This is a genomic window from Pseudomonas asgharzadehiana, assembly GCF_019139815.1.
Classification (GTDB): Bacteria; Pseudomonadota; Gammaproteobacteria; order Pseudomonadales; family Pseudomonadaceae; genus Aquipseudomonas; species Aquipseudomonas asgharzadehiana.
Genome location: NZ_CP077079.1, coordinates 918,229 through 941,829, shown reverse-complemented (window position 1 = coordinate 941,829; position 23,601 = coordinate 918,229). Strand labels below are relative to the sequence as shown.

The window sequence follows — 23,601 nt, the reverse complement described above, 5'->3', positions numbered from 1 at the left end:
AGAAATCAGTCGATCTTGTTCAGCACTTCGCCGACCGCATCGAACAGGCGATCCAGGTCCTGCGGCTTGCTGTTGAAGGTTGGCCCGAACTGCAGGGTGTCCCCGCCAAAACGCACGTAGAAACCGGCTTTCCATAAGGCCATGCCGGCCTCGAACGGACGCACGATGGCATCACCGTCGCGCGGGGCAATCTGGATCGCGCCGGCCAGGCCGTAATTGCGAATGTCGATCACGTTCTTGCTGCCCTTCAAGCCATGCAGTGCATTCTCAAAGTGCGGGGCGACTTCGGCTACGCTCTGCACCAGGTTTTCCTTCTGCAACAAGTCCAATGCCGCCAGGCCGGCCGCGCACGCCACCGGGTGGGCCGAGTAGGTATAGCCGTGAGGGAATTCCACCGCGTATTCCGGCGTCGCCTGGTTCATGAAGGTCTGGTAGATCTCACTGCTGGCAATCACCGCGCCCATCGGGATCGCGCCGTTGGTGACTTGCTTGGCGATGCACATCAAATCCGGCGTCACGCCGAAGCTATCGGCACCGAACATCGACCCGGTACGGCCGAAACCAGTGATGACTTCATCGAACACCAAAAGGATGTTGTGCTGATCGCAGATCTCGCGCAGACGCTTGAGATAACCCTGTGGCGGCACCAACACACCAGCGGAACCGGCCATCGGCTCGACAAACACTGCCGCGATGTTGGAAGCGTCGTGCAGCTCGATCAGCTTAAGCAACTCATCGGCCAAGGCAATACCACCCTGCTCCGGCATGCCACGGGAAAAGGCATTGCTCGCCAGCAAGGTGTGCGGCAGATGATCAACATCCATCATCGCCTGGCCAAACAACTTACGGTTGCCATTGACCCCGCCCAGGCTGGTGCCGGCGATGTTCACGCCGTGGTAACCACGGGCACGACCGATCATCTTGGTCTTGGTGGCCTGCCCTTTCAGGCGCCAGTAGGCACGCACCATTTTCACCGCCGTATCGGCGCACTCGGAACCGGAGTCGGTGAAGAACACGTGGTTCAGGCTGCCTGGGGTCAGGTCGGTAATCTTTTCCGCCAACTGGAAGGACAACGGATGACCGTATTGGAAGCCCGGCGAGTAATCCAGGGTACCCAATTGCTTGGCCACCGCCTCCTGGATTTCCTTGCGCGTATGCCCGGCACCGCATGTCCAAAGGCCCGACAACGAGTCGTAGACCTTGCGGCCCTTGTCATCCGTCAGCCAGCTGCCTTCGGCGGCCACGATCAGGCGCGGGTCACGCTGGAAGTTACGGTTGGCGGTGTAAGGCATCCAGTGCGCATCCAACTTCAGTTGGCTGGCCAGGGACGATGGGGCGTTTTCATGCATGTTCATCAGCAAAACCTCGCAGGGCAGAAGGCAGCGTCGGGATTGAAAAGCGTAGTTGCAGCTAAATTGCCACGGGGATAAAGTCGGTGAAATCCAACTCTTCTAACCTTCAGTCAGGCCACTACTAAACTATGAGCAGCCGCCGACCCGATCCCCTGGCCCAAGTCAGCGACTTCGATATTCGCCTGCTGCGCATCTTTCGCAGTGTAGTGGAGTGTGGCGGCTTCTCGGCGGCGGAGACCGTGCTCGGCATTGGCCGCTCGGCCATCAGTCAACAAATGAGCGACCTTGAGCAACGCCTCGGTCTGCGGCTCTGCCAACGCGGCCGAGCCGGGTTCTCACTCACCGAAGAAGGCCGCGAGGTCTACCAGTCCGCCCTGCAACTGTTAAGCGCGTTGGAAAGCTTTCGCACCGAGGTCAACGGCCTCCACCAGCATTTGCGCGGCGAGCTGATCATTGGCCTCACCGACAACCTGGTGACCCTGCCCCATATGCGCATCACCCACGCCTTGGCGCAGTTGAAAGAGCGCGGCCCGGACGTGCAAATCCAGATCCGCATGATCGCCCCCAATGAAGTCGAACAAGGCGTACTCGATGGTCGCCTGCATGTCGGCGTAGTGCCGCAGGCCAGCGCCTTGTCGGGGCTGGAGTACCAGCCGCTGTACAGCGAACGCTCGCTGCTCTACTGCGCGGTCGGTCACCCGTTGTTTTACGCTGACGACAAGCAACTGGACGACGAACGCATCGACAGCCAGGACGCCATCGCCCCCACGTTTCGCTTGCCTGCCGAGATCCAGGCCCACTACCAGGCGCTCAACTGCACCGCCAGCGCCTCGGACCGCGAAGGCATGGCGTTCCTGATCCTCACCGGCCGCTATATCGGCTACTTGCCCGACCACTATGCCAGCCTATGGGTCCAACAAGGACGACTGCGCGCGCTGAAACCGGCTACGCGTTTTTACGATTTAAGCCTGGCATCGGTCACGCGCAAGGGCCGCCGCCCTCATTTGGTGCTGGAGAGCTTCCTGGAAAGTCTGGCCGCAACGCGCTAACTCGGGCCTCGCACAAAAAGCTGAGCAACTGGACAGCTTTTTGCAGGGCACATGGCACTTGAACCGTCCTCCACGAGTTTGCCCACCATGACACCTGAATCCTCCAGCCCCAGCGACCTGATCTACGGCCTCAACGACCGTCCCAAACCCGCCCCGGCCTTTTTGGCCGCACTGCAACATGTGCTGGCCGCTTTTGTCGGCATTATCACGCCGCCACTTATCATTGGTTCCACTCTGGGCCTGGCAGCCCATTTGCCCTACCTGATCAGCATGGCGTTGATGGTGTCGGGTGTTGGCACCTTCATCCAGGCGCGCAGGCCATTTGGGATAGGCGCCGGAATGATCTGCCTGCAAGGCACCAGTTTTGCGTTCCTCGGCGCCGTGCTGTCAGCGGGCTTTTTGGTGAAACAACGTGGCGGCAGCCCGGAAGACATCATGGCGATGATCTTCGGCGTGTGCTTTTTCGGCGCGGCGGTGCAGATCGTACTGAGCCGTTTCATCGGCCAACTACGCCGCGTGATCACGCCACTGGTCACCGGCATCGTGATTACGTTGATCGGCATCAGCCTGATCAAAGTCGGCATCACCGACCTCGGCGGCGGCTTCAATGCCCCCGACTTCGGCGCTCCCACCAATCTGGCCTTGGGCTTGTTCGTGGTGTTGACGATCATCCTCCTCAACCGCTCGAACACACCTTGGGTGCGCCTTTCAGCCATTATCATCGGCCTGGCCCTCGGTAGCCTCGCCGCCTGGCTCAGCGGAAAACTGGTGCCCCAGGCCCTGCCCGACTTGCCTTGGGTCAGCCTGCCAATCCCATTTCGCTTCGGGTTCAACTTCGACTGGAGCGCCTTCCTACCGATCGCGCTGATTTATCTGATCAGCAGCATCGAAACCGTCGGTGACCTCACCGCCAACTGCATGATCGCCCGACAGCCCATCAGCGGCCCCTCCTATATAAGCCGGCTCAAAGGTGGCGTGCTGGGCGATGGCGTGAGCTGTATGATCGCCGCCACCTTCAGCGCCTTCCCCAACACCACTTTTGCGCAGAATAACGGCGTGATCCAACTCACCGGAGTGGCCAGCCGTTATGTGGGTTTATACATCGGTGTGGTGCTGTTTTGTCTCGGCTTGTTTCCGTTGATCGGTGCCGTGCTGCAGCAAATTCCCAAACCGGTATTGGGCGGCGCAACCCTGGTGATGTTCGGCAGCGTGGCCGCCGCCGGCGTGCGCATCCTCGCCCAGGCACCGTTGGACCGACGCAGCATGCTGATCATCGCTACCTCGTTCGGCGTCGGCCTGGGCATCGCAGCCCAACCGAACCTGTTGCACCTGATGCCGACATTGGTCCAGAACCTGTTCGACTCCGCCATCACCAGCGGCGGCCTGACCGCCATTGTGTTGTGCCTCTTGTTGCCGGAAGCCAACGCGGCCCACGCGGGCGCAAACCACGCGCCGGAGAGCGACACACTGGAATCGCTTTGACGGTTTTATTGCATCGGGACTTGTCTGGGGCTTGAGGGTGGGTTATCTGTGCACACGTCGTCTCTATCGATCAGCACGGTAATCTCCATGAGCCTCGAAGTTCCTGCCCATAGCAACCACGCCGGTAAACCCGCCAGCCGCATTCGGCAAAAGAACGAACAAGCGATTCTGCAGGCGGCTGAAGATGAGTTCGCGCGCCATGGCTACAAAGGCACCAGCATGAACACCATCGCCGCGAGTGCCGGGCTGCCCAAGGCCAACTTGCATTACTACTTCACCAACAAGCTGGGCCTGTATATCGCAGTGCTCAGCAATATCCTCGAACTGTGGGACAGCACCTTCAACACACTGACCGCCGAGGACGACCCTGCGCTAGCGCTTACCCGCTACATCCGCACCAAGATGGAGTTCTCGCGGCGCCAACCCCAGGCGTCGCGCATCTTCGCCATGGAGATCATCAGCGGTGGCGAATGCCTTACCGAATATTTCAGCCAGGACTACCGCGCCTGGTTCAGCGGCCGCGCCGCGGTGTTCCAAGCCTGGATCGATGCGGGCAAGATGGACCCCATCGACCCCGTGCACCTGATCTTTCTGCTGTGGGGCAGCACCCAGCACTACGCCGACTTCGCGACCCAGATATGCCGCGTCACCGGTCGCACCAAACTGACCAAGCAAGACATGGAAGACGCCGGCACCAACCTGATCCACATCATTCTCAAAGGCTGCGGCATCAAGCCGGCCCTCTAGACGAAGCAACCTATGTCTTTCACGCTCACAGGCTGTTGCGAATTTCGTGAAGAAATACGCAAAAGCCGCTTTATCACCCTCGCCGCCCCCATCACCAGCCCGCAGGACGCCCAGGCGTTTTTCGAGCAGCACAGCGACCTGAACGCCACGCACAATTGCTGGGCCTGGAAGCTGGCCGATCAATACCGCAGCAATGACGATGGCGAACCCGGCGGCACGGCCGGCCGGCCGATCCTGGCAGCCATCGAGGCCCAGGGGTTCGATCAAGTCGCGGTGCTGGTGATCCGTTGGTACGGCGGCATCCAATTGGGCACCGGCGGCCTGGCCCGCGCCTACGGTGGCGGTGCAAATAAATGCCTGCAAAACGCCGAACGCATCGAGCTGATCAGCCGCGTGCCGTTGAGCTGCGCCTGTGGGTTTTCCGAATTGAACCTGGTGAAACTGCGCGTCGCCGAACTGGGCGGGCTGGTGGTGCAGGAAAACTTCACCGCCAACGGTGTGGAACTGCAACTGGCCCTGGGCGCCGCCCACATCGATACGCTGCAAACCCAGCTTGCCGACTTGAGCCGTGGGCGTATCCTGCTGCAACGTTGAAACTGCTTGCCCCTCTGAACCTCGACGCCAAAGGAAGCTTTTCATGTCTACGCCAAAAACCGCATTGATCATCGGCGCCTCGCGCGGGCTGGGCCTTGGCCTGGTCAAGCAACTGCTCCAGGACGGCTGGGACGTGACCGCCACCGTGCGTGACCCAAGCAAGGCCGATGCCCTGAAAGCCGTGGGCCCGGTGCAGATCGAGAAACTCGACATGGACGATCAGCAAGCCGTGATCGCCCTGGCCCTGCGCCTCAAGGAGCGCACCTTTGACCTGCTGTTCGTCAACGCAGGGGTAAAAGGCCCCGCCAACCAGGAGCCCGGCCACGCTACGTTGGCCGAAGTCGGCCAGCTGTTTTTCACCAACGCCGTGGCGCCGATCAACCTGGCACAGCGCTTTGTCGGGCAGATCCGCAAAAACAGCGGCGTACTGGCCTTCATGAGTTCAGTGCTGGGTAGCGTGACCATCCCCGACGGTTCGGACCTGGCGCTGTACAAGGCCAGCAAGGCCGCGCTCAACTCGATGACCAACAGTTTCATCACCCAACTCGGCGACCATAAGCTCACCGTCCTGTCGATGCACCCGGGCTGGGTCAAAACCGACATGGGTGGTGAAGACGCGCACATCGATGTCGACACCAGCGTGCGCGGCCTGGTCGACCAAGTGAACGCCTACACCGGCAAAGGCGGCCATCACTTCGTGGACTACAAAGGCGACACCATCGCCTGGTAAACACCACGGGGCAGACGGTGGGAGCAAGCCGCTCCCACACTGGCCGTATCCGCTTTCCTACATCTAGACCAGACCTCGAACTACACGTAGTCTAAGCATCTCGCCCTTCCCGGCGACCCTGGATCAGCAGACAGGGCAACACTGAGCTGGCAAACCTGAACCCATCATTCAGAGGAGCCGGCCAATGCCTGCGACCCGTATCTGGTTAAAAAACCCCCTCGCGATTTTCACCGCCAATGGCCTCGACGCGCGTGGCGGCCTGGTGCTGCAAGACCGTGTGATCACCCAAGTGCTGGCCCACGGGCAAGTCCCCACGCAGCCCTGCACACAGGTGTTCGATGCCCGTGAGCATGTGGTCCTTCCGGGGTTGATCAACACCCACCATCACTTTTACCAAACCCTCACCCGTGCCTGGGCGCCGGTGGTCAACCAGCCGTTGTTCCCGTGGCTCAAAACCCTGTACCCGGTATGGGCACGCCTGACCCCGGAAAAACTCGCCCTGGCCAGCAAAGTCGCGCTGGCCGAGTTGCTGCTCTCAGGTTGCACCACGGCGGCCGACCACCACTACCTGTTCCCCGATGGGCTGGAAAACGCCATCGATGTACAAGTCGCCAGCGTGCGCGAATTGGGCATGCGCGCGATGCTCACCCGGGGCTCCATGAGCCTGGGCGAAGCGGACGGCGGCTTGCCGCCCCAGCAGACGGTGCAGCAAGGCCAGGTGATCCTCGACGACAGTCAACGGCTGATCCGCCAATACCATGAGCGGGACGACGGGGCGCAGATCCAGATTGCCCTGGCGCCCTGCTCACCGTTTTCAGTCACTGCCGAAATCATGCGCGCCAGCGCCGAGATGGCCAGCAGCCTTGATGTGCGCCTGCACACCCACTTGGCGGAAACCCTCGATGAGGAAGACTTCTGCCTGCAACGCTTCGGCCTGCGCACCGTGGATTACCTCGACAGCGTCGGCTGGCTCGGCCCGCGCACCTGGCTCGCGCATGGCATTCACTTCAACCCGGATGAAATTGCGCGCCTTGGCGCTGCCGGCACCGGTGTCTGCCATTGCCCGAGTTCGAATATGCGCCTGGCCTCCGGCATCTGCCCTACCTTGGATTTGCTCGCTGCCGGCGCGCCTATCGGTATTGGCGTGGATGGGTCTGCGTCCAATGATGCCTCGAACATGATCCTCGAAGCGCGTCAGGCCCTGTACATTCAGCGCCTGCGTTATGGCGCAGAAAAAATTACTCCCGAAGGCGTACTGGGCTGGGCCACCAAAGGCTCGGCGCAATTGCTGGGACGTACGGATATCGGCGAATTGGCTGTGGGCAAACAGGCCGACCTGGCGCTGTTCAAGCTTGATGAGCTGCGCTTCTCCGGCAGTCATGACCCGATTTCGGCGCTGCTGTTGTGCGGCGCCGACCGAGCCGATCGGGTGATGATTGCGGGCAAATGGCGCGTGGTCGATGGCCAGGTCGAAGGCCTGGACCTCAAAGGCTTGATCGCCGATCACACCCAGGCCGCGCGACACCTGATTGCAGGCTGACTACACGCCCAGCAGCGACAACATGATAAAGGTCGCAAACAGCACAAAATGGGTCATCCCTTCGATGGCGTTGGTTTCGCCATCGTTGAGGTTGATCGCACTGACGATCAACGTGATAAACACCATCACCGTTTGCACCGGCGTCATCGCCATCTGGAACGGCTGGCCGGTATAGAGCGCCATGGCCTCCATCACCGGCACGGTCAAAATCACCGTCGACAGCGACGCGCCCAGCGCAATATTCACCACCGACTGCATGCGGTTGGCGAGTGCGGCGCGTAGCGCGGTCAGAATCTCCGGCGCGGCCGAAATAGCCGCCACCACAATCGCCGTGATCACCGGCGGTGCGCCCGTGCCTTCCAGGCCCAGGTCGAGGGTCTTGGACATCACCTCGGCCAGCGCGCCAATCACGATCACGCCAAACACCAGAGTGCCGATGGAAAACGCGAGGTTCACCGGCGTTTCCTGTTCTTCTTCCGGCAGTTTTTTGCGGCGTTTTTCCGGGTAGCTATAGCTGAAGAAATAACTGTGGGGCCCCACCTGCATGCGCAGGAACAAGGTATAGAGCACCACCATCGCGCCAATGGTGAAGGCCGAGTAAATTTTCCAGTCGGCTTCGGGGATAAATTCCGGCACCACCATCGATACGCCCATGGCGGTGAGAATCATCACGCTGTAGGTGCGTGCTGAATCATCGTTGTAGGACTGTTCGCCATGTTTGATGCCACCCATCAACGCGGCCAGGCCGAGGATGCCGTTGATATCCAGCATCACCGCCGAATAGATGGTGTCGCGCACCAAGGTCGGCGACGGCTCGTTACTCATCATGATCGCCAGGATCACCACTTCCACCAACACCGCCGCGAGGGTCAGGATCATGGTGCCGTAGGGGTCACCGACTTTTTCCGCCAGTTGCTCGGCGTGATGCGCCACACGCATTGACGCAACCACAATAAAAGCGATCAACGCCACACCGGCCAACAGCGCCACTATCTGCCCGCTGTGCAGCATCCAGTGCTCCAGCGGATAAGCGGCGATGGCGGCAATCAGCGCCAGCAGCATGAATTTTTCTTGCTTGAGGAGTGTGAGCATTACGGGCCTTTTCAAACGCCAAATCAGTCATTGATGGGGTAGAGACTGCGCCACGCTGCTAACGTTTCGTTACACCTTAGTTCACGTCGCCCTTGCGCGAATAAACCGAATACTCTCCTGCCGGTCAGGTTTTGCCGATTATTTCAGCCATGACCTGTAGAATGCCGCCATTGCACCTGATGAGAATTTAGACATGTACGATTGGCTCAACGCCCTGCCCAAGGCTGAACTGCACCTGCATCTGGAAGGCTCGCTGGAGCCGGAGTTGCTGTTCGCCCTGGCTGAACGCAACAAAATCGCGCTGCCGTGGAATGACGTCGAAACCCTGCGCAAGGCCTACGCCTTCAATAACCTGCAAGAGTTTCTCGACCTGTATTACCAGGGCGCCGACGTACTGCGCACGTCACAGGACTTCTACGACCTGACCTGGGCCTACCTGCTGCGCTGCAAAGCGCAGAACGTGATCCACACCGAACCCTTCTTCGACCCGCAAACCCACACCGACCGTGGCGTGCCGTTTGAAGTGGTGCTTAACGGCATCGCCGCTGCGCTTAAAGATGGCGAGCAGCAACTGGGCATCACCAGCGGTTTGATCCTGAGCTTCCTACGCCATCTGAGCGAAGACGAAGCGCAGAAAACCCTCGACCAGGCGCTGCCGTTCCGTGACGCGTTCGTGGCCGTAGGCCTGGACAGTTCGGAAATGGGCCACCCACCGAGCAAGTTCCAGCGCGTATTCGATCGTGCCCGCCATGAAGGCTTCCTCACCGTGGCCCACGCCGGCGAAGAAGGCCCGCCCGAGTACATCTGGGAAGCCATCGACCTGCTGAAAATCCAGCGTATCGACCACGGCGTACGTGCCATCGAAGACGAGCGCCTGATGCAGCGCATCATCGACGAGCAGATCCCGCTCACCGTGTGCCCACTGTCCAACACCAAGCTTTGCGTGTTCGATGACATGGCCCAGCACAACATCCTCGACATGCTCGAGCGTGGTGTGAAGGTGACGGTAAACTCGGACGACCCCGCGTACTTCGGCGGTTACGTGACCGAGAACTTCCACGCGTTGTACACCTCGCTGGACATGACCCAGGACCAGGCCAAACGCCTGGCGCAAAACAGTCTGGATGCGCGCCTCGTAAAACCCTGACACGCCCCGACGGTAGGCGTGGGCGCCTGAAGGCGCTGGCGCCTACCGCAGGGTCAATCGGGCGATCTCCTGAATGCCGATCTCGTTGACCTGCACGGCCTGGGACTCGTTGACCAGGCTGATCCAGTTCGACTGCAGGAACAATTGCATTAACCCCGCGCCCAGCGCACCGCCCAAGTGCGGTTGCTGCTGGCTCCAGTCGAAACAGTCGCACACCAGCGGCGATACCAGTGCCTGGGTAAAAATGCCCAGCTGCGCCAGGCAATGCGCGCCTTTGACCGTGACGTCGGTACGATGCTCATGACGTTCGAGCCACCCCGCCGCCATCATCCGTTCATACAGCCCCGCCGCCATTTCGCCACCGAGGTGGCCATGGCACAGTCGCGCCCGTCTCAACGAGGGCGGCGCCAGCAGCACCGCGGGTGAAGCATCCGGCGCGCTGCGTGCGGCACTGGCCAGGGTGGTACTGGCCAAGGCGTCGATGGCAGCGCAAACATCGGCGGCCGCCACGCGAAACAGCCGTTTGCCACGTCGCGCCTCGACACGCAGCAAGCCGCTACCCGTCAACCGTGCCAGATGCGCATTGGCCGAGGCCGCCGACAACCCGGCCACTGTCGCCAGTTCCTGCGATGACTTGGCCGAGCCGTCCATCAAGGACCAGAGCATGGCGGTGCGTTTGGGCTCGGCGAGCAAGCTGGCGATCTGACTGATGCAAGGTGCCTCTTCCATCTATTAACTCCCTGTCGAATTATTTTTGTACCGCAGTTGGCGCCAAAGTATAGGTGCGCCAAGCCCCAGTTCCGTGGCGTCTGACACCGGGAATAGGGACAGGGCTTGAGCGAAATTTCCGCTGATGGTGGAGGTTATTGCCCAACGCCCGCTCGGGACGGCAACTGCGCCGTCAATGTCGCACAGCGCGCCGCGAGCATTTCGCGCAGCAGGTTGATGGGTTTGCTCAGCTGGGCACGGTGGGCGCACAGCAGATTGAGCGGCGTAGGCTCGCCACGCAGCTCCGGCAGGATCAGGCGCAAGCGCCCGGCCAGCACGTCGCTGCTCACATCCAGCCAGGATTTATAGGCAATGCCCACTCCCGCCACAGCCCAGCGCCGGACGACATCGGCATCATCGCTGAATCGGTCTCCGGACACCGTCAGGCTGACTTCGCGCTTGCCGTCGTGGAATGTCCAGTGGTCATGCACCCGGCTGCCCAGCATGTAAAGCAGGCAATTATGCTGGGCCAGTTGCTCCAGGTGCCGGGGCTCGCCGTGGCGCGCCAGGTAACCGGGGGCGGCACACAGCACGCGAATATTGGTCGGCGCCACCGGCAATGCGATCAGGCTCGAATCTTCGGGCTCACCGTAGCGCAGGGCGATGTCCACCGGTTGGCGGAACAGGTCGGCAATCCGATCGCCCAGCAGCAGACGCACGGCGAGCTGGGGGTGTTCACGCTGGAATTCATCCAGCCATGGCAACAGCTGGTTGCGACCAAAATCCGAGGGCGCCGACAGTTGCAACACACCACTGACATGGTCCTGGCCGCTGGCCAATAGGCGCCGCCCTTCGTCCAGTGAGCTCAAGGCCGCGCGGGCATATTCCAAAAAGCCTTCACCTTCGGCAGTCAGCCGCAGGCTGCGAGTGGAGCGTGCCAGCAAGCGCGCGCCCAGTTGCTGCTCGATGCGTTTAAGCGCTGCGCTGGCTACAGCGGGTGACAGGTCCATCACTCGAGCCGCCGCCGACAAACTGCCCAGGTCCGCCGCGCGCACAAACAGCTGCAAATCATCAAAACGCAGCATTTTGCGCCCCATTATCAAAATTTGGTTGAAACAGCGTGCTGTTTTAGCCGCTTTTTTCGTGCGGGGAAATAGCCAATGATCTGTTCATCCCGTTCTTCACGTGCCTGGAGTTGAATATGTCTGCTGCCTTTAACGTTATCGCCACCCTGATCGCCAAGCCCGGCCAACAGGCCACCTTGGAACCCCTGCTGCGTGGCCTGCTGGAGCCGACCCGCCGCGAAGCCGGCTGCGAGCAGTACGACCTGCACCAAGACCTGCAACACCCCGAGACCTTCTACATGCTCGAACGCTGGAGCAACGACGCCGCGCTGGCAGACCACGACCAAAGCGCGCATATCCAGGAGTTTCGCGCCAAGGCCGCTGACGTACTCGAACACTTCGAGCTTAAGCGCCTGAAATTTCTTGCCTGATCACCGCCCTTTTTCCGGAGCCCCCATGAAAGCCATTGCCTACTACGCATCACTGCCCATCAACGACGAAAATTCCCTGCAGGACATCGACCTGCCGGAACCGGTCGCCGGCCCTCGCGACCTGCTGGTAGAAGTCAAAGCCATCTCGGTCAACCCGGTGGACACCAAGGTGCGCCAGAACGTCGCCCCGGAAAACGGCGCCGCCAAGGTGTTGGGCTGGGACGTGGCCGGTGTGGTCAAGGCCATCGGCAGCGAAGTGACCCTGTTCAAGGCCGGCGACAAGGTGTTCTACGCCGGCTCCCTGGTATGCCCGGGCGGCAACAGCGAACTGCACACCGTGGACGAACGTATCGTCGGCCATATGCCCAAGACGCTGGGCTTTGCCGAGGCCGCTGCGCTGCCGTTGACCGCCATCACGGCGTGGGAACTGCTGTTCGAACGCCTGCAAGTGCGTGAGGGTAAACAGGATGAAGGCCAGAGCCTGCTGATCGTCGGCGCCGCCGGTGGTGTGGGGTCGATCCTGACTCAATTGGCCAGCCAGCTCACTGCGCTAAAAGTCATCGGTACCGCCTCGCGGCCGCAAACCCAGGCATGGGCCAAGGCACTCGGCGCCGATCTGGTGATCGACCACAGCCAACCGCTGAGCGAAGCACTGAAGCAGGCCGGCCACGCGCAAGTGACCCACGTCGCGAGCTTGACCCAGACCGACCACCACCTGGACCAACTGGTAGAAGCGCTGCGGCCCCAAGGCAAGCTGGCCCTGATCGACGACCCCAAGGCGCTGGATGTGAGCAAACTCAAGCGCAAGAGCCTGTCGCTGCATTGGGAGTTCATGTACACCCGGTCGATGTTCGAAACACCGGACATGATCGAGCAGCACAACCTGCTCAACCGCGTGGCCGAACTGATCGACGCCGGCACCTTGAAAACTACGCTGGGTGAACACTTTGGCGTGATCAATGCCGCCAACCTGCGCCGTGCCCATGCGCTGCTGGAAAGCGGCAAGGCCAAGGGCAAGATCGTGCTGGAAGGCTTCTGACAGTAACGTCGGTCAGTGTCGTCCGTTATTCGCGTGAGTAAGGGACGACACCGCTAGTCAGAGACTTGATCCTTGTCATATTTGTGAGCGTATTCAGGTTTATATTGGCCGCCTTTGCCACGATTCTTTTACGTGAGGAAGTCAGCAATGAAGATCCTGATAAAAGCGTTAGCAAAATCCCAATGGGAGGTCCGTCTGGACCAGAAAGCCATTGTTTTCCACACCGAAGCCGAGGCTCGCGCCTTTGCCGATACCCTGCAGGCGCGCATCCAGGCGCCCCATCGTTTCCCGCTCAGCCAGCCACAATCCGCCGCCGGCTGAGCGTCCTTCAGGCCTGCGCCTGCAAGGCCCTGGCCCGCTGCAGGCGCTGGGTCGACACGGCTACCGCCACGGCCAATACACCGCACAAGCTGATGACCATCGCCATTGGCATAGCCGTGCCATCGTGCAACATCCCCACCAATGACGCGGCCCCCGCCGCCACGCCGAACTGGATGCAGCCCAGCAACGCCGAGGCGCTACCGGCACGGGCGCCCTGCCCGCTCATGGCGCAGGCCGAGGTGTTGGGCAAAATGCAGCCCAGGCTGGCGATGCAGATAAACAGCGGCACCAGCAATGGCCACAGTGCATCAGTGTGCAACGCCGAAATGCCCAGCAGCGTCATGCCTGCCAACGCGTAGAGCCACACCGTGCGCGACAGCAAAAACGCCGGGCCACGCTTGGCCAGCAGGCGCGCGTTGAGCTGCGCCACCAATATAAAACCGGCAGCGTTGGAACCGAACACCCAGCCGTAATGCTCGGCGGGCACGCCATAAAGCTTGATAAACACGAACGGTGAACCGGCGATATAGGCAAACATGCCGGCAATCGACAGCGCGCCGGTAAGCGCATAACCGAGGTAAACCCGGTCCGACAGCAGCCCGAAGTAGCGGCGCAACGATCCGGATAGCGGCTGGCGCGGCTGATGGGCCGGGAAAGTTTCCGGCAGGCCGAATGCAACGGCGACGGCGGCCATTACGCTGAAGATCGACAACGCCAGGAAAATCGACTGCCAGCCCCACACCCCAACCATCAAGCCGCCGGCCAGCGGCGCAAGGATCGGCGCCAGGCCGGTTACCAGCATCAATTGGGAAAACACCTTGGCCGAGCCCACCGCATCACATTTGTCGCTGACCACCGCGCGGGAAATCACCATGCCCGCGCAACCGCCCAGGGCCTGCACGAAGCGGGCGCCGATCAGCCAGTCGAGGGAAGGTGCGTAGGCACAGGCGAAAGACGCCAGGGTAAATAAGGTCACGCCGCTAAGCAGCGGCCCGCGCCGGCCAAAGCGATCCGCCAGCGGGCCGTAGATCAATTGGCCGATGGCCAACCCTGCGAAATACACCGCCAGGGTCAACTGGATGTGTTTTTCATCGGTGGCGAACGCCGTGGCCATTGCCGGAAAGCCCGGCAGGTAAAAGTCGATCGCCAGCGGGGCAAAGGCGCTCAAGGCCCCCAGGATCAGAATTATGCGAAGGTTCATCAGGCACCCAAGTGAGTCGGCAGCCCGACAGTCTAGCCGGGCCTGGGTGCCTTGAACATAACGATAGCTCGCTAACTATTAAAATCAGGCGAGCGTGGCTTTATAGCCTTCTTCTTTAATGAGGTTGATCACCTCGTCGGCAGACAAACGGCTTTCCACGCCCACTTCCCCGGCAGCCAGATCCACCTTCACACTGGCCGCCGGGTCCTGGCTCTGCACCGCCTGGGTCACCGCTTTGACGCAATGGCCGCAGGTCATTCCTTCAACGCTGAATACTTGCATGACATGACTCCTTTGATGAGGTTGACGCCAGTCTCGACCTTGCCACGATGGCAAGGTCAAGTTTTGAAAATATCGGCCGGGCTGGTATTCGGCGGCACGGTCGGCCAAGCTTGACGCATCGTTGATTCAACCCACGGAGCATTCGCCATGCGCTGGTCGTATTTTGGCCTTGTCGGCCTGATGAGCTTGTCTGCCGCTGCGCCCTTGGCCAGCGCCGCTGAAGACTATGCAGTGCTGATCATTTCCCGGGAGCGCCTGGAGGTGTCGACCAATTGTGAGATCGGCCTGTATCTCAATGACCAGCTCGCCGGTCGGCTGTTCCAGGAACAGGCCACCTCGTTCAACCTGGCGCCCGGAACGGTATCGCTGCGCCTCAAACTGTTGCCGGGCCAGGCAGCAGGCTGCTTGCCCGGTCTGCTCGCTCCGCCTGCGCAAAACATCACGCTCAAGGCCGGTGACGTGCGCAAGTTGCGTATCGCCCAAGGCCCGGACGGCATGTACCTCAAAGGCGCCAAATTGGACTACTAAGGCGCTTGACCTTCCCCACAGGTCAAGGTTGATCCTAGGCGCAACTTCTTCCGGAGGACTGCCCCATGAACGGATCCACCACCTTTGACCTGCCCATCAGCGGCATGACGTGCGCCAGCTGTGCCGGGCGTGTCGAGCGCGCGCTGGGCAAGGTGCCGGGGGTGCAAAGCGTCAGCGTCAACCTGGCCAACGAGCGCGCCCATGTTGAAGTCATGGGCCAGATGGACGCGGCCGTATTGATCGCGGCCGTCGACAAAGCCGGCTACACCGCCACCCTGCCCCAAAGTGAAACCGCCACCGACGCCAACCAGGCCCAGCGCCTGCACCGCGAGCGTTGGGCGCTGCTGCTGGCCATTGCGCTGGCACTGCCCCTGGTGCTGCCAATGCTGGTGCAACCCTTCGGCATGCACTGGATGCTGCCCGCCTGGGCGCAATTCGCGCTGGCCACTCCCGTACAATTCATCCTCGGTGCGCGCTTTTACAGCGCCGCCTGGAAAGCCGTGCGCGCCGGTGCCGGCAATATGGACTTGCTGGTGGCCATCGGCACCAGCGCCGGTTACGGCCTGAGCCTGTATGAATGGCTCACCGCCCCCGCAGGCAGCATGCCGCACCTGTATTTTGAAGCCTCGGCCGTGGTGATTGCCCTGGTACTGCTCGGCAAATACCTGGAAAGCCGTGCCAAACGCCAGACCGCCAGCGCCATCCGTGCGCTGGAAGCCCTGCGCCCTGAACGCGCCATTCGTGTGCAGGACGGCCGCGAAGAAGATGTGGCCATCAGCGCGCTGAAGCTGGATGACCGGGTGCTGGTCAAGCCGGGCGAGCGCTTCCCGGTGGACGGTGAAGTGCTCGAAGGGCAAAGCCACGCCGACGAAGCGCTGATCAGCGGGGAAAGCCTGCCGGTGCCCAAACAACCGGGCGATAAGGTCACCGGCGGCGCCATCAATGGCGAAGGCCGCCTGCTGGTACGCACCACCGCGCTGGGCGCCGAAAGCGTATTGGCCAGGATCATCCGCCTGGTGGAAGACGCCCAGGCCGCCAAGGCGCCGATCCAGAAACTGGTGGATAAAGTCAGCCAGGTCTTCGTACCGGCCGTGCTGGTGCTGGCCGTGATCACTCTGCTGGGCTGGTGGTTATACGGCGCCTCGCTGGAAACCGCGATTATCAACGCCGTGGCGGTACTGGTGATCGCCTGTCCTTGCGCCCTCGGGCTGGCCACCCCGACTGCAATCATGGCCGGCACCGGCGTCGCCGCCCGCTACGGCATCCTGATCAAAGACGCCGAAGCCCTGGAGCGTGCCCATGCAGTGAGCGCCGTGGTGTTCGACAAGACCGGCACCCTCACGTCCGGCGCACCCAAAATCGCCCACTTGGCGGCGCTGGATGGCAATGAAGCCTTGCTGCTGCAACAGGCCGGCGCGCTGCAGCGTGGCAGCGAACACCCGTTGGCCAAGGCAGTGCTGGATGCCTGCGACGAACGAGGGCTGGCAGTCGCGGATGTGAGCGCCAGCCAATCCCTGACCGGACGCGGCATCGCCGGCACCCTGGACGGCCGGCAACTGGCCCTGGGCAACCGCCGCTTGTTGCAAGAGAGCGGCTTGAGCGCAGGCGACCTGGCCACCCGCGCCCAAGACTGGGAGGCCGAAGGCCGCACCCTGTCGTGGCTGCTTGAACAAGGCGCGCAACCCAAGGTGCTGGGGCTGTTCGCCTTTGGCGACACCCTCAAGCCCGGCGCACTGCAAGCGGTGACGCAACTCAAGGCACGCAATATCAGCAGCCACCTGCTTACCGGCGACAATCGCGGCAGCGCGCGAGTAGTCGCGCAGGCGCTGGGCATCGACGACGTACACGCCGAAGTGCTGCCCGCCGATAAAGCCGCCACCGTCGCCGAACTGAAGAAAACCGCGGTGGTGGCCATGGTCGGCGACGGCATCAACGACGCCCCGGCCCTGGCCGCCGCCGATATCGGCATCGCCATGGGCGGTGGCACCGACGTGGCCATGCACGCCGCCGGGATCACCCTGATGCGCGGCGACCCACGCCTGGTGCCGGCCGCGCTGGAGATCAGCCGCAAGACCTACGCAAAAATCCGCCAGAACCTGTTCTGGGCCTTTGTGTATAACTTGATCGGCATTCCCCTGGCCGCATTCGGCCTGCTTAACCCGGTGCTTGCGGGCGCAGCCATGGCCTTGTCCAGTGTCAGCGTGGTGAGCAATGCACTGCTGCTCAAAACCTGGAAACCCAAGGATCTGGAGGATCAACGCCCATGAACATCGGCCAAGCCGCCCGCCAGAGCGGGCTGAGTGCAAAGATGATTCGTTACTACGAGTCCATCGGCCTGCTCAAGGCCGCCCACCGTACCGACAGCGGTTACCGCGTGTACGGCGCTGAGGACCTACACACCCTGGCATTCATCAAGCGTTCGCGGGATCTGGGGTTTTCACTGGAGGAGGTCGGCAAGCTGCTGACCCTGTGGCAGGACCGGCAACGGGCCAGCGCCGATGTGAAAGCCCTGGCACGCCAGCATATCGAGGAGTTGAATCAGAAAATTGTGGAACTGGGGCAACTGCGCGACACGTTGCAAGACTTGGTGGAACACTGCCACGGTGATGATCGACCGGATTGCCCGATTCTCAAGGAGTTGGCATCGGGCAGTTGCTGCCCCTGATCATCTTAGTGGCCCACCAAAAACCAATGTGGGAGGGGGCTTGCTCCCGATGACAGTGTGTCAGTCTCAATATCCGTCACTGACACACCGCCATCGGGAGCAAGTCGAATCGTCGCACCGCCCCTCCCACATTTTTCAGATCTTCATTTGCTGGAAGATCACTGCATCCAAGGCGGAGGCGGTGGCTCTTCGGACGCTTTGCTCGCCGGCGCATCATCCGCAGCCCGAATCGCCTGACGACGCTCTTCATCCAAACGTGCCGCTTCGATCTCGCGGATCACACCGCCCACGTCCGCCAATTCTTCCGGCTCATCGAACTCACCGGTCAATACGCTGGCCGGGTGCAAAGTGCCGGCTTCATACAGCGCCCACATTTCCTTGGCGTACTTGGTCTTCTTCAGCTCCGGGGCAAAGCGCCCGAAGTAGGAAGCCATATTGCCGACATCCCGCTCCAGCATGCTGAACGCGTGGTTGTTGCCCGCCGCATCCACCGCCTGGGGCAGGTCGATGATCACCGGGCCCGTAGGGGTGAGCAGCACGTTGAACTCGGACAGGTCACCGTGCACCAGGCCGGTACACAGCATCAGCACGATCTGGGAGATCAGGAAGGCGTGGTATTCACGCGCCTGGTCCGGCTCCAGCACCACGTCGTTCAGACGCGGCGCCGCATCGCCGTACTCGTCGGCCACCAGTTCCATCAGCAGTACGCCTTCGAGGAAGTCGAACGGCTGGGGCACGCGAACGCCAGCACCGGCCAGGCGAAACAACGCCGCGACTTCGGCGTTCTGCCAGGCATCCTCGGTTTCTTTCTTGCCGAACTTGGAGCCCTTGGCCATGGCCCGGGCCTGACGGCTGTTACGGACCTTGCGCCCTTCCTGGTATTCGGACGCCTGACGAAAACTTCGTTTATTCGCCTCCTTGTAAACCTTGGCGCAACGCAATTCGTTGCCGCAGCGCACCACATAAACAGCTGCTTCTTTACCACTCATGAGTGGGCGCAGCACTTCGTCGACCAGACCGTCTTCGATCAGGGGTTCAATGCGTTTAGGAGTCTTCATCAGCTTTTATTGTGGGTCCTTTATTACCAAATACGCGTATGGCACTCGTTATACGGCAATCGGCCCGCCGGTGGGAGAGGCGACCGACCTTTGACCACTCAAGAATGCATCCTATATGCCAGTTTCCATGGCAATCAACGCTCAATAATCGCCGTGACGCCTTGCCCACCCGCGGCGCAGATCGAAATCAACCCGCGCCCCTTGCCCGCCGTGCCCAGCAATTTGGCCAGGTTGGCGACGATACGGCCACCCGTGGCGGCAAACGGGTGGCCGGCCGCCAGCGAGCTGCCCTTCACATTCAACCGGCTGCGGTCGATGGAACCCAGTGGCGCGTCCAGGCCCAGGCGGGTCTTGCAGTAGTCGGCGTCTTCCCAGGCCTTGAGGGTGCATAACACCTGGGCCGCGAAAGCTTCGTGGATCTCGTAGTAATCGAAGTCTTGCAGCGTCAGACCATTCCTCGCCAACAACCGTGGCACGGCATACACCGGCGCCATCAGCAGGCCTTCGGCGCCGTTGACGAAATCCACGGCTGCCGCTTCGCCATCGCGCCAATAGGCCAGGATCGGCAAGCCACGTTCCTGGGCCCAGGCTTCGCTGCCCAGCAGCACCAGGGATGCACCATCGGTGAGCGGCGTGGAGTTGCCGGCGGTGAGCGTGCCCTTTTCGCTGCGTTCGAACGCGGGTTTGAGCGCCGCCAGTTTTTCCAGGCTCAGGTCGGGGCGCAGGTTGTTATCGCGGGTCAGCCCCAGGAACGGAGTGAGCAAATCGTTGTGCCAGCCTTCGGCGTAGGACGCGGCCATTTTCTGGTGGCTTTCAAGGGCGAGCTGGTCCTGCTCGGCACGGGGAATCTGCCAGGTCTGCGCCATCAACTCACAGTGCCGGCCCATGGACAACCCGGTACGCGGCTCGCCATTGCGCGGCAGCTCGGGCTTGAGGTGATGGGGACGAAGTTGTAACAGAAGTTTTAATTTATCGGCCATGGATTTGCTGCGGTTGGCCTGCAGCAGGATTTTGCGCAGCCCTTCATTCACGCCGATCGGCGCGTCGGAGGTGGTGTCCACCCCGCCCGCGATGCCGCATTCGATCTGGCCCAACGCAATTTTGTTGGCCACCAGCAGCGCCGCCTCCAGCCCGGTGCCGCAGGCCTGCTGGATGTCGTAGGCCGGGGTTTGCGGCGACAGGCGCGAGCCCAGCACGCATTCGCGGGTGAGGTTGAAATCACGCGAATGCTTGAGCACCGCGCCGGCGGCCACTTCACCCATGCGCAGGCCGTGCAGGTTGTAGCGTTCGATCAGGCCTTCGAGCGCCGCTGTCAGCATCGCCTGGTTGCTTGCCGTGGCATAGGGGCCATTGGAACGGGCGAACGGAATGCGGTTACCGCCAATGATCGCTACACGGCGCAATTGAGTCATGGAAAGCTCCCTCTGTGGGGTGGGCGGCTGCGGTGGGCCAGATAGCTGAGCCTAGTCGAACGACTGCTACCCTGGGATGGTCAACCCTTTGAACCCCAGCCTTCGGAGAGCGTTCCATGTCTGACCGTTATATCGACTTCGCCAACTCAAGCCTCGGCCATCGCCTGGTCGCCGCCCTTGGCCTGCCGTCACCGGTACGCCTGGAACGCTGGCAAGCCGGGCGCCTGCGCCCGGTGGACGGTGCCCTGCTGTTGGGCGGTGGCGCGCTGGCGAGCCGGGTGCAGGCGTTTGCCCATAAACTCACCGAGGCCATCTACAGCTACGGCACCGAGAGCTCGACGTGGATTCCAGGGCACGGCCCAAAACTCAAGGCCGTGGTGTTCGATGCCAGCCACTTGCAGCACACCGATCAACTCAAGCAACTGCGCGAGTTCTTCCAACCGCTGCTGAAAAACCTGGATAACAGCGCGCACCTGGTGATCCTCGGCCGTGCCCCGGAAAGCCTGCGCGACCCGTTCGCCGCCAGCGCCCAGCGCGCCCTGGAAGGGTTCAGCCGCTCCGTGGCCAAAGAGCTGCGCAACGGCGGCGTGCTGCAATTGCTCTACGTCGGCGACGGTGCCGAACACCAGTTGGAAGGCGCGCTGCGCTTCTTCCTCTCGCCAAAAAGCGCGTACATCTCTGGCCAAGTGATTCGCCTGCAGGCCTGCGCCACGCCCGTTGAAGACTGGACTCGCCCGTTGGCCGGGCGCAAGGCGCTGGTCACTGGCGCGGCCCGAGGCATCGGCGCATCCATCGCCGAAACCCTGGCCCGCGATGGCGCCGACGTCATCCTGCTGGATGTGCCCCAAGCCAAGGCCGATCTCGAAGCGTTGGCCGCGCGCCTGGGTGCGCGCACAGTGGTGCTGGATATCTGCGCCGAAGACGCCGCCGGCCAGTTGATCGAACAGTTGCCCGATGGCCTGGACATTCTGGTGCACAACGCAGGGATCACCCGCGACAAGACCCTGGCCAACATGACCCCGGAATATTGGGACGCGGTGCTGGCGGTCAACCTCAGTGCCCCGCAAGTACTGACCCAGGCACTGCTCGACAGCCACACCCTGCACGACAACGCACGCGTGGTGCTGCTGGCGTCCATCAGCGGTATCGCCGGTAACCGTGGGCAAACCAACTATGCCGCGAGCAAGGCAGGCTTGATTGGCCTGGCCCAGGCATGGGCGCCGCTGCTGGCGGAACGCGGGATCAGCATCAACGCCGTGGCCCCAGGGTTTATCGAAACCCAGATGACCGCGCACATTCCGTTTGCCCTGCGCGAAGCCGGGCGACGCATGAGTTCGCTGGGCCAGGGCGGTGTGCCGCAGGACGTCGCCGAGGCCGTGGCGTGGCTGGCCCAGCCGGGCTCCGGTGCGGTCAGTGGGCAAGCCGTGCGGGTGTGTGGGCAAAGCCTATTAGGAGCGTGATGCATGCAATGGCAGACCTTGAGCAGCCCCCCGTTTCTGCCGCCGCTGTATTGGCGCGCGGCACTCAAGCGCAAGATCACCGGCACGGCCCTGCCTGAACAGGGCGTGCGCTGCCGGGTCAGCGTCAATTCCTGGCAGGTGGCGGCCTATCGCAAAGTCTGCGGGTTTGCCGACAGCCCGGTGCTGCCGGCCACCTACCCGCATATCCTGGCGTTCGGCTTGCAGATGCAGCTGCTCACCGATCACGCCTTTCCTTTCCCGCTGTTGGGCTTGATCCACCTGAGCAACCGCATACGCATCCACCGGCCTTTGGGCGGTGTGAGTGAACTGTCCATCGCCGTGCACGCGCAAAACCTGCAGCCACACCCCAAGGGTGCGACGTTTGACGTGGTGACCCGCGTCGAAGATTCCCTCGGCCTGTTGTGGGAAGCCGAAAGTCGCATGCTGTGCCGAGGCGTGAAACTCGACGGCGAAACGGCGCAGGCCGTGCAAGCCGCCCCCACTCAAACCGGCGAAATCACCCGTTGGAAAGCCCCCGCCGATATCGGTCGCCGCTATGCCCGTGTGTCGGGCGACTACAACCCGATCCACCTCAGTGCCTTCACTGCAAAACTGTTCGGCTTCCCCCAGGCCATCGCCCACGGCCTGTGGAACAAGGCGCGCACACTCGCCGCACTGGCTGAGCATCTGCCCGCGGCCAATATTGAACTAACGGTCGAGTTCCAGAAGCCCGTGCGCCTGCCCAGTGAAGTGGTATTGCTTGCCAGTGCTGCCGGTGCCCGTGGCGAATTGATGTTGAAAGGTGCGGGCGACATTGAACATATGCGGGGTAAATGGCAGCCGATCACGGAACGGCATTGATTAATTGTATATATACGCAAAAAGTTATAGCGGGCCTGATCAGGCCCGCTTCTGTTAATTAAGCTTCTGATTTAAAACACCTATACATTTGGAAAACCAGTACCGCATTGGCCCTGGCAGTCGCAATGACGCTCGGCGGCTGCAGCAGCGGCGCCGGCACCGACACACGCTGGGCACCACCCTGGGCAGCTTGCCGATCTTAGGCGTAACCGCCCGCGACCTGACCATCACCACCGGTACGACAGCCTCTGGGGCCGGTGCGGCGTTTTTCAGTGCGGCGGATAGCTGGAGAGCACGCGGCTGACCGTGGTGCGGATGGCTTTGTCGCGATCCTGCGGGTTGGGCGTGCTGCTCATCATCTGTTCATCGCTGCCGCGCCACACCAGTTTGCCGTCCTTGCCGTCGAGCAGGTCGATCTGGATGGTCGCGACTTTGTAGGTGATGTTGCGCGTTTCGTCGTACATCGGCGCGCCCCAATAGCCATTCCACGGGCCACCCCAGGCGCCACCGTAGCGGGTGGTGACTTGTTGCTGGCGGTCTTCGACGATCAGGTACGCCTGCACGTTCAGGTCAGCCCTGGTACCGGCCGCCGCAGGGCGCAGGCCGCGTTGGTCGAGTTGGTCGCCCACGGCTTGGCGGATGCGCTGCTCGGTAAGGTCGCTCTTGATACGCGGATCATCCGGGCGGTATTGCAGCGCCGGGTCTTTCCAGGCCCAACTGCGGTAGGCGGCGAAATCTCGGCTGGCGTCGAAATCGTGGTTGACCTGGCTGGTCTGGCAACCGCCCAGCAGCACGACAACAGCAAGCGTAGCGATGCGACGAAACATGGTGATCTCCA

24 protein-coding genes are annotated in these 23,601 nt (G+C 61.9%); 15 read left to right on the top strand and 9 right to left on the bottom strand.

The genetic code is table 11. From position 1 onward, the window contains the following. Positions 1-5: 5 nt before the first annotated feature. Entirely contained in the window at positions 6-1,355 is a 1,350-nt protein-coding gene (gene aptA / locus KSS96_RS04170) for an omega-aminotransferase AptA (protein ID WP_116079073.1), read from the bottom strand. 125 nt (positions 1,356-1,480) lie between these two features. Between aptA and KSS96_RS04165 the strand changes: the two genes are divergently transcribed. The 6 genes from KSS96_RS04165 to KSS96_RS04140 all read left to right on the top strand — a co-directional run bounded on the left by KSS96_RS04165 (position 1,481) and on the right by KSS96_RS04140 (position 7,494). Further along, positions 1,481-2,401 (top strand): LysR family transcriptional regulator, encoded by a 921-nt coding sequence (locus KSS96_RS04165; RefSeq protein WP_065879397.1) that lies wholly within the window; start codon positions 1,481-1,483, stop codon positions 2,399-2,401. 87 nt (positions 2,402-2,488) lie between these two features. After that, positions 2,489-3,883, top strand: a complete 1,395-nt coding sequence (locus KSS96_RS04160) for a uracil-xanthine permease family protein (protein ID WP_065879398.1) — start codon at positions 2,489-2,491, stop codon at positions 3,881-3,883. Positions 3,884-3,970: 87 nt separating this feature from the next. Further along, entirely contained in the window at positions 3,971-4,630 is a 660-nt protein-coding gene (locus tag KSS96_RS04155) for a TetR/AcrR family transcriptional regulator (RefSeq protein ID WP_017527829.1), read from the top strand. A gap of 12 nt (positions 4,631-4,642) precedes the next feature. Then, positions 4,643-5,224, top strand: a complete 582-nt coding sequence (locus KSS96_RS04150) for an IMPACT family protein (RefSeq protein WP_017527830.1) — start codon at positions 4,643-4,645, stop codon at positions 5,222-5,224. Positions 5,225-5,267: 43 nt separating this feature from the next. Then, positions 5,268-5,954 (top strand): SDR family oxidoreductase, encoded by a 687-nt coding sequence (locus tag KSS96_RS04145; protein WP_017527831.1) that lies wholly within the window; start codon positions 5,268-5,270, stop codon positions 5,952-5,954. 184 nt (positions 5,955-6,138) lie between these two features. Further along, positions 6,139-7,494, top strand: coding sequence for an 8-oxoguanine deaminase (locus KSS96_RS04140; RefSeq protein ID WP_017527832.1), 1,356 nt, complete (start codon positions 6,139-6,141; stop codon positions 7,492-7,494). Here the strand turns inward: KSS96_RS04140 and KSS96_RS04135 are convergent, their stop codons facing one another. Further along, positions 7,495-8,586, bottom strand: coding sequence for a calcium:cation antiporter (locus KSS96_RS04135; RefSeq protein ID WP_065879399.1), 1,092 nt, complete (start codon positions 8,584-8,586; stop codon positions 7,495-7,497). 193 nt (positions 8,587-8,779) lie between these two features. Here KSS96_RS04135 and KSS96_RS04130 point away from each other — a divergent pair, with 193 nt between their 5' ends. Next, a complete protein-coding gene (locus KSS96_RS04130) occupies positions 8,780-9,733 on the top strand; it encodes an adenosine deaminase (protein WP_065879400.1) in 954 nt (317 codons plus the stop codon). Between the two features lie 42 nt (positions 9,734-9,775). Here the strand turns inward: KSS96_RS04130 and KSS96_RS04125 are convergent, their stop codons facing one another. Together KSS96_RS04125 and vimR are read right to left on the bottom strand one after the other, a co-directional pair. Next, on the bottom strand, positions 9,776-10,462 hold the full coding sequence (locus tag KSS96_RS04125) for an ArsR/SmtB family transcription factor (RefSeq protein WP_017527835.1): 687 nt from the start codon (positions 10,460-10,462) through the stop codon (positions 9,776-9,778). A gap of 134 nt (positions 10,463-10,596) precedes the next feature. Further along, complete coding sequence (gene vimR, locus KSS96_RS04120) at positions 10,597-11,526, bottom strand: transcription regulator VimR (RefSeq protein ID WP_065879401.1); 930 nt, start codon at positions 11,524-11,526, stop codon at positions 10,597-10,599. A 116-nt stretch (positions 11,527-11,642) separates the two neighbouring features. On the opposite strand from vimR, the gene KSS96_RS04115 reads away from it, so the two are divergent. From KSS96_RS04115 to KSS96_RS04105, 3 genes are all read left to right on the top strand, one after another. Beyond that, the gene (locus KSS96_RS04115; protein ID WP_017527837.1) at positions 11,643-11,936 is read left to right on the top strand and encodes a putative quinol monooxygenase; all 294 of its coding nucleotides are present in this window, start codon (positions 11,643-11,645) and stop codon (positions 11,934-11,936) included. 25 nt (positions 11,937-11,961) lie between these two features. Further along, a complete protein-coding gene (locus KSS96_RS04110; protein WP_065879402.1) occupies positions 11,962-12,975 on the top strand; it encodes a zinc-binding alcohol dehydrogenase family protein in 1,014 nt (337 codons plus the stop codon). Positions 12,976-13,122: 147 nt separating this feature from the next. Continuing rightward, positions 13,123-13,296, top strand: a complete 174-nt coding sequence (locus KSS96_RS04105) for a hypothetical protein (RefSeq protein ID WP_017527839.1) — start codon at positions 13,123-13,125, stop codon at positions 13,294-13,296. 7 nt (positions 13,297-13,303) lie between these two features. On the opposite strand, the gene KSS96_RS04100 is transcribed toward KSS96_RS04105, so the two are convergent. Beyond that, a complete protein-coding gene (locus KSS96_RS04100; protein WP_017527840.1) occupies positions 13,304-14,497 on the bottom strand; it encodes a multidrug effflux MFS transporter in 1,194 nt (397 codons plus the stop codon). Between the two features lie 84 nt (positions 14,498-14,581). Further along, positions 14,582-14,779, bottom strand: a complete 198-nt coding sequence (locus KSS96_RS04095) for a heavy-metal-associated domain-containing protein (protein WP_017527841.1) — start codon at positions 14,777-14,779, stop codon at positions 14,582-14,584. Positions 14,780-14,926: 147 nt separating this feature from the next. On the opposite strand from KSS96_RS04095, the gene KSS96_RS04090 reads away from it, so the two are divergent. The 3 genes from KSS96_RS04090 to cueR all read left to right on the top strand — a co-directional run bounded on the left by KSS96_RS04090 (position 14,927) and on the right by cueR (position 17,972). Then, positions 14,927-15,307 (top strand): hypothetical protein, encoded by a 381-nt coding sequence (locus tag KSS96_RS04090; RefSeq protein ID WP_017527842.1) that lies wholly within the window; start codon positions 14,927-14,929, stop codon positions 15,305-15,307. A 65-nt stretch (positions 15,308-15,372) separates the two neighbouring features. Further along, complete coding sequence (locus KSS96_RS04085; RefSeq protein ID WP_065879403.1) at positions 15,373-17,574, top strand: heavy metal translocating P-type ATPase; 2,202 nt, start codon at positions 15,373-15,375, stop codon at positions 17,572-17,574. After that, positions 17,571-17,972, top strand: a complete 402-nt coding sequence (cueR, locus tag KSS96_RS04080; RefSeq protein WP_065879404.1) for a Cu(I)-responsive transcriptional regulator — start codon at positions 17,571-17,573, stop codon at positions 17,970-17,972. Before KSS96_RS04085 ends, cueR begins: the two co-directional genes overlap by 4 nt. Before the next feature lie 158 nt (positions 17,973-18,130). Here the strand turns inward: cueR and KSS96_RS04075 are convergent, their stop codons facing one another. Both KSS96_RS04075 and KSS96_RS04070 read right to left on the bottom strand, forming a co-directional pair. Beyond that, positions 18,131-19,030: a PA4780 family RIO1-like protein kinase gene (locus tag KSS96_RS04075; RefSeq protein ID WP_017527845.1), complete on the bottom strand. Its 900-nt coding sequence runs from the start codon at positions 19,028-19,030 to the stop codon at positions 18,131-18,133. Positions 19,031-19,164: 134 nt separating this feature from the next. Further along, positions 19,165-20,442 (bottom strand): acetyl-CoA C-acetyltransferase, encoded by a 1,278-nt coding sequence (locus tag KSS96_RS04070; protein ID WP_065879405.1) that lies wholly within the window; start codon positions 20,440-20,442, stop codon positions 19,165-19,167. A gap of 116 nt (positions 20,443-20,558) precedes the next feature. On the opposite strand from KSS96_RS04070, the gene KSS96_RS04065 reads away from it, so the two are divergent. Together KSS96_RS04065 and KSS96_RS04060 are read left to right on the top strand one after the other, a co-directional pair. Continuing rightward, positions 20,559-21,902 carry a 3-oxoacyl-ACP reductase gene (locus KSS96_RS04065; protein WP_217855749.1) on the top strand — a complete coding sequence of 448 codons (1,344 nt, stop codon included), beginning with the start codon at positions 20,559-20,561 and terminating at the stop codon, positions 21,900-21,902. 3 nt (positions 21,903-21,905) lie between these two features. Next, positions 21,906-22,763 carry a MaoC family dehydratase gene (locus KSS96_RS04060; protein ID WP_065879407.1) on the top strand — a complete coding sequence of 286 codons (858 nt, stop codon included), beginning with the start codon at positions 21,906-21,908 and terminating at the stop codon, positions 22,761-22,763. A gap of 269 nt (positions 22,764-23,032) precedes the next feature. Here the strand turns inward: KSS96_RS04060 and KSS96_RS04055 are convergent, their stop codons facing one another. After that, on the bottom strand, positions 23,033-23,590 hold the full coding sequence (locus tag KSS96_RS04055; RefSeq protein ID WP_068937852.1) for a DUF4136 domain-containing protein: 558 nt from the start codon (positions 23,588-23,590) through the stop codon (positions 23,033-23,035). Positions 23,591-23,601: the final 11 nt, after the last annotated feature.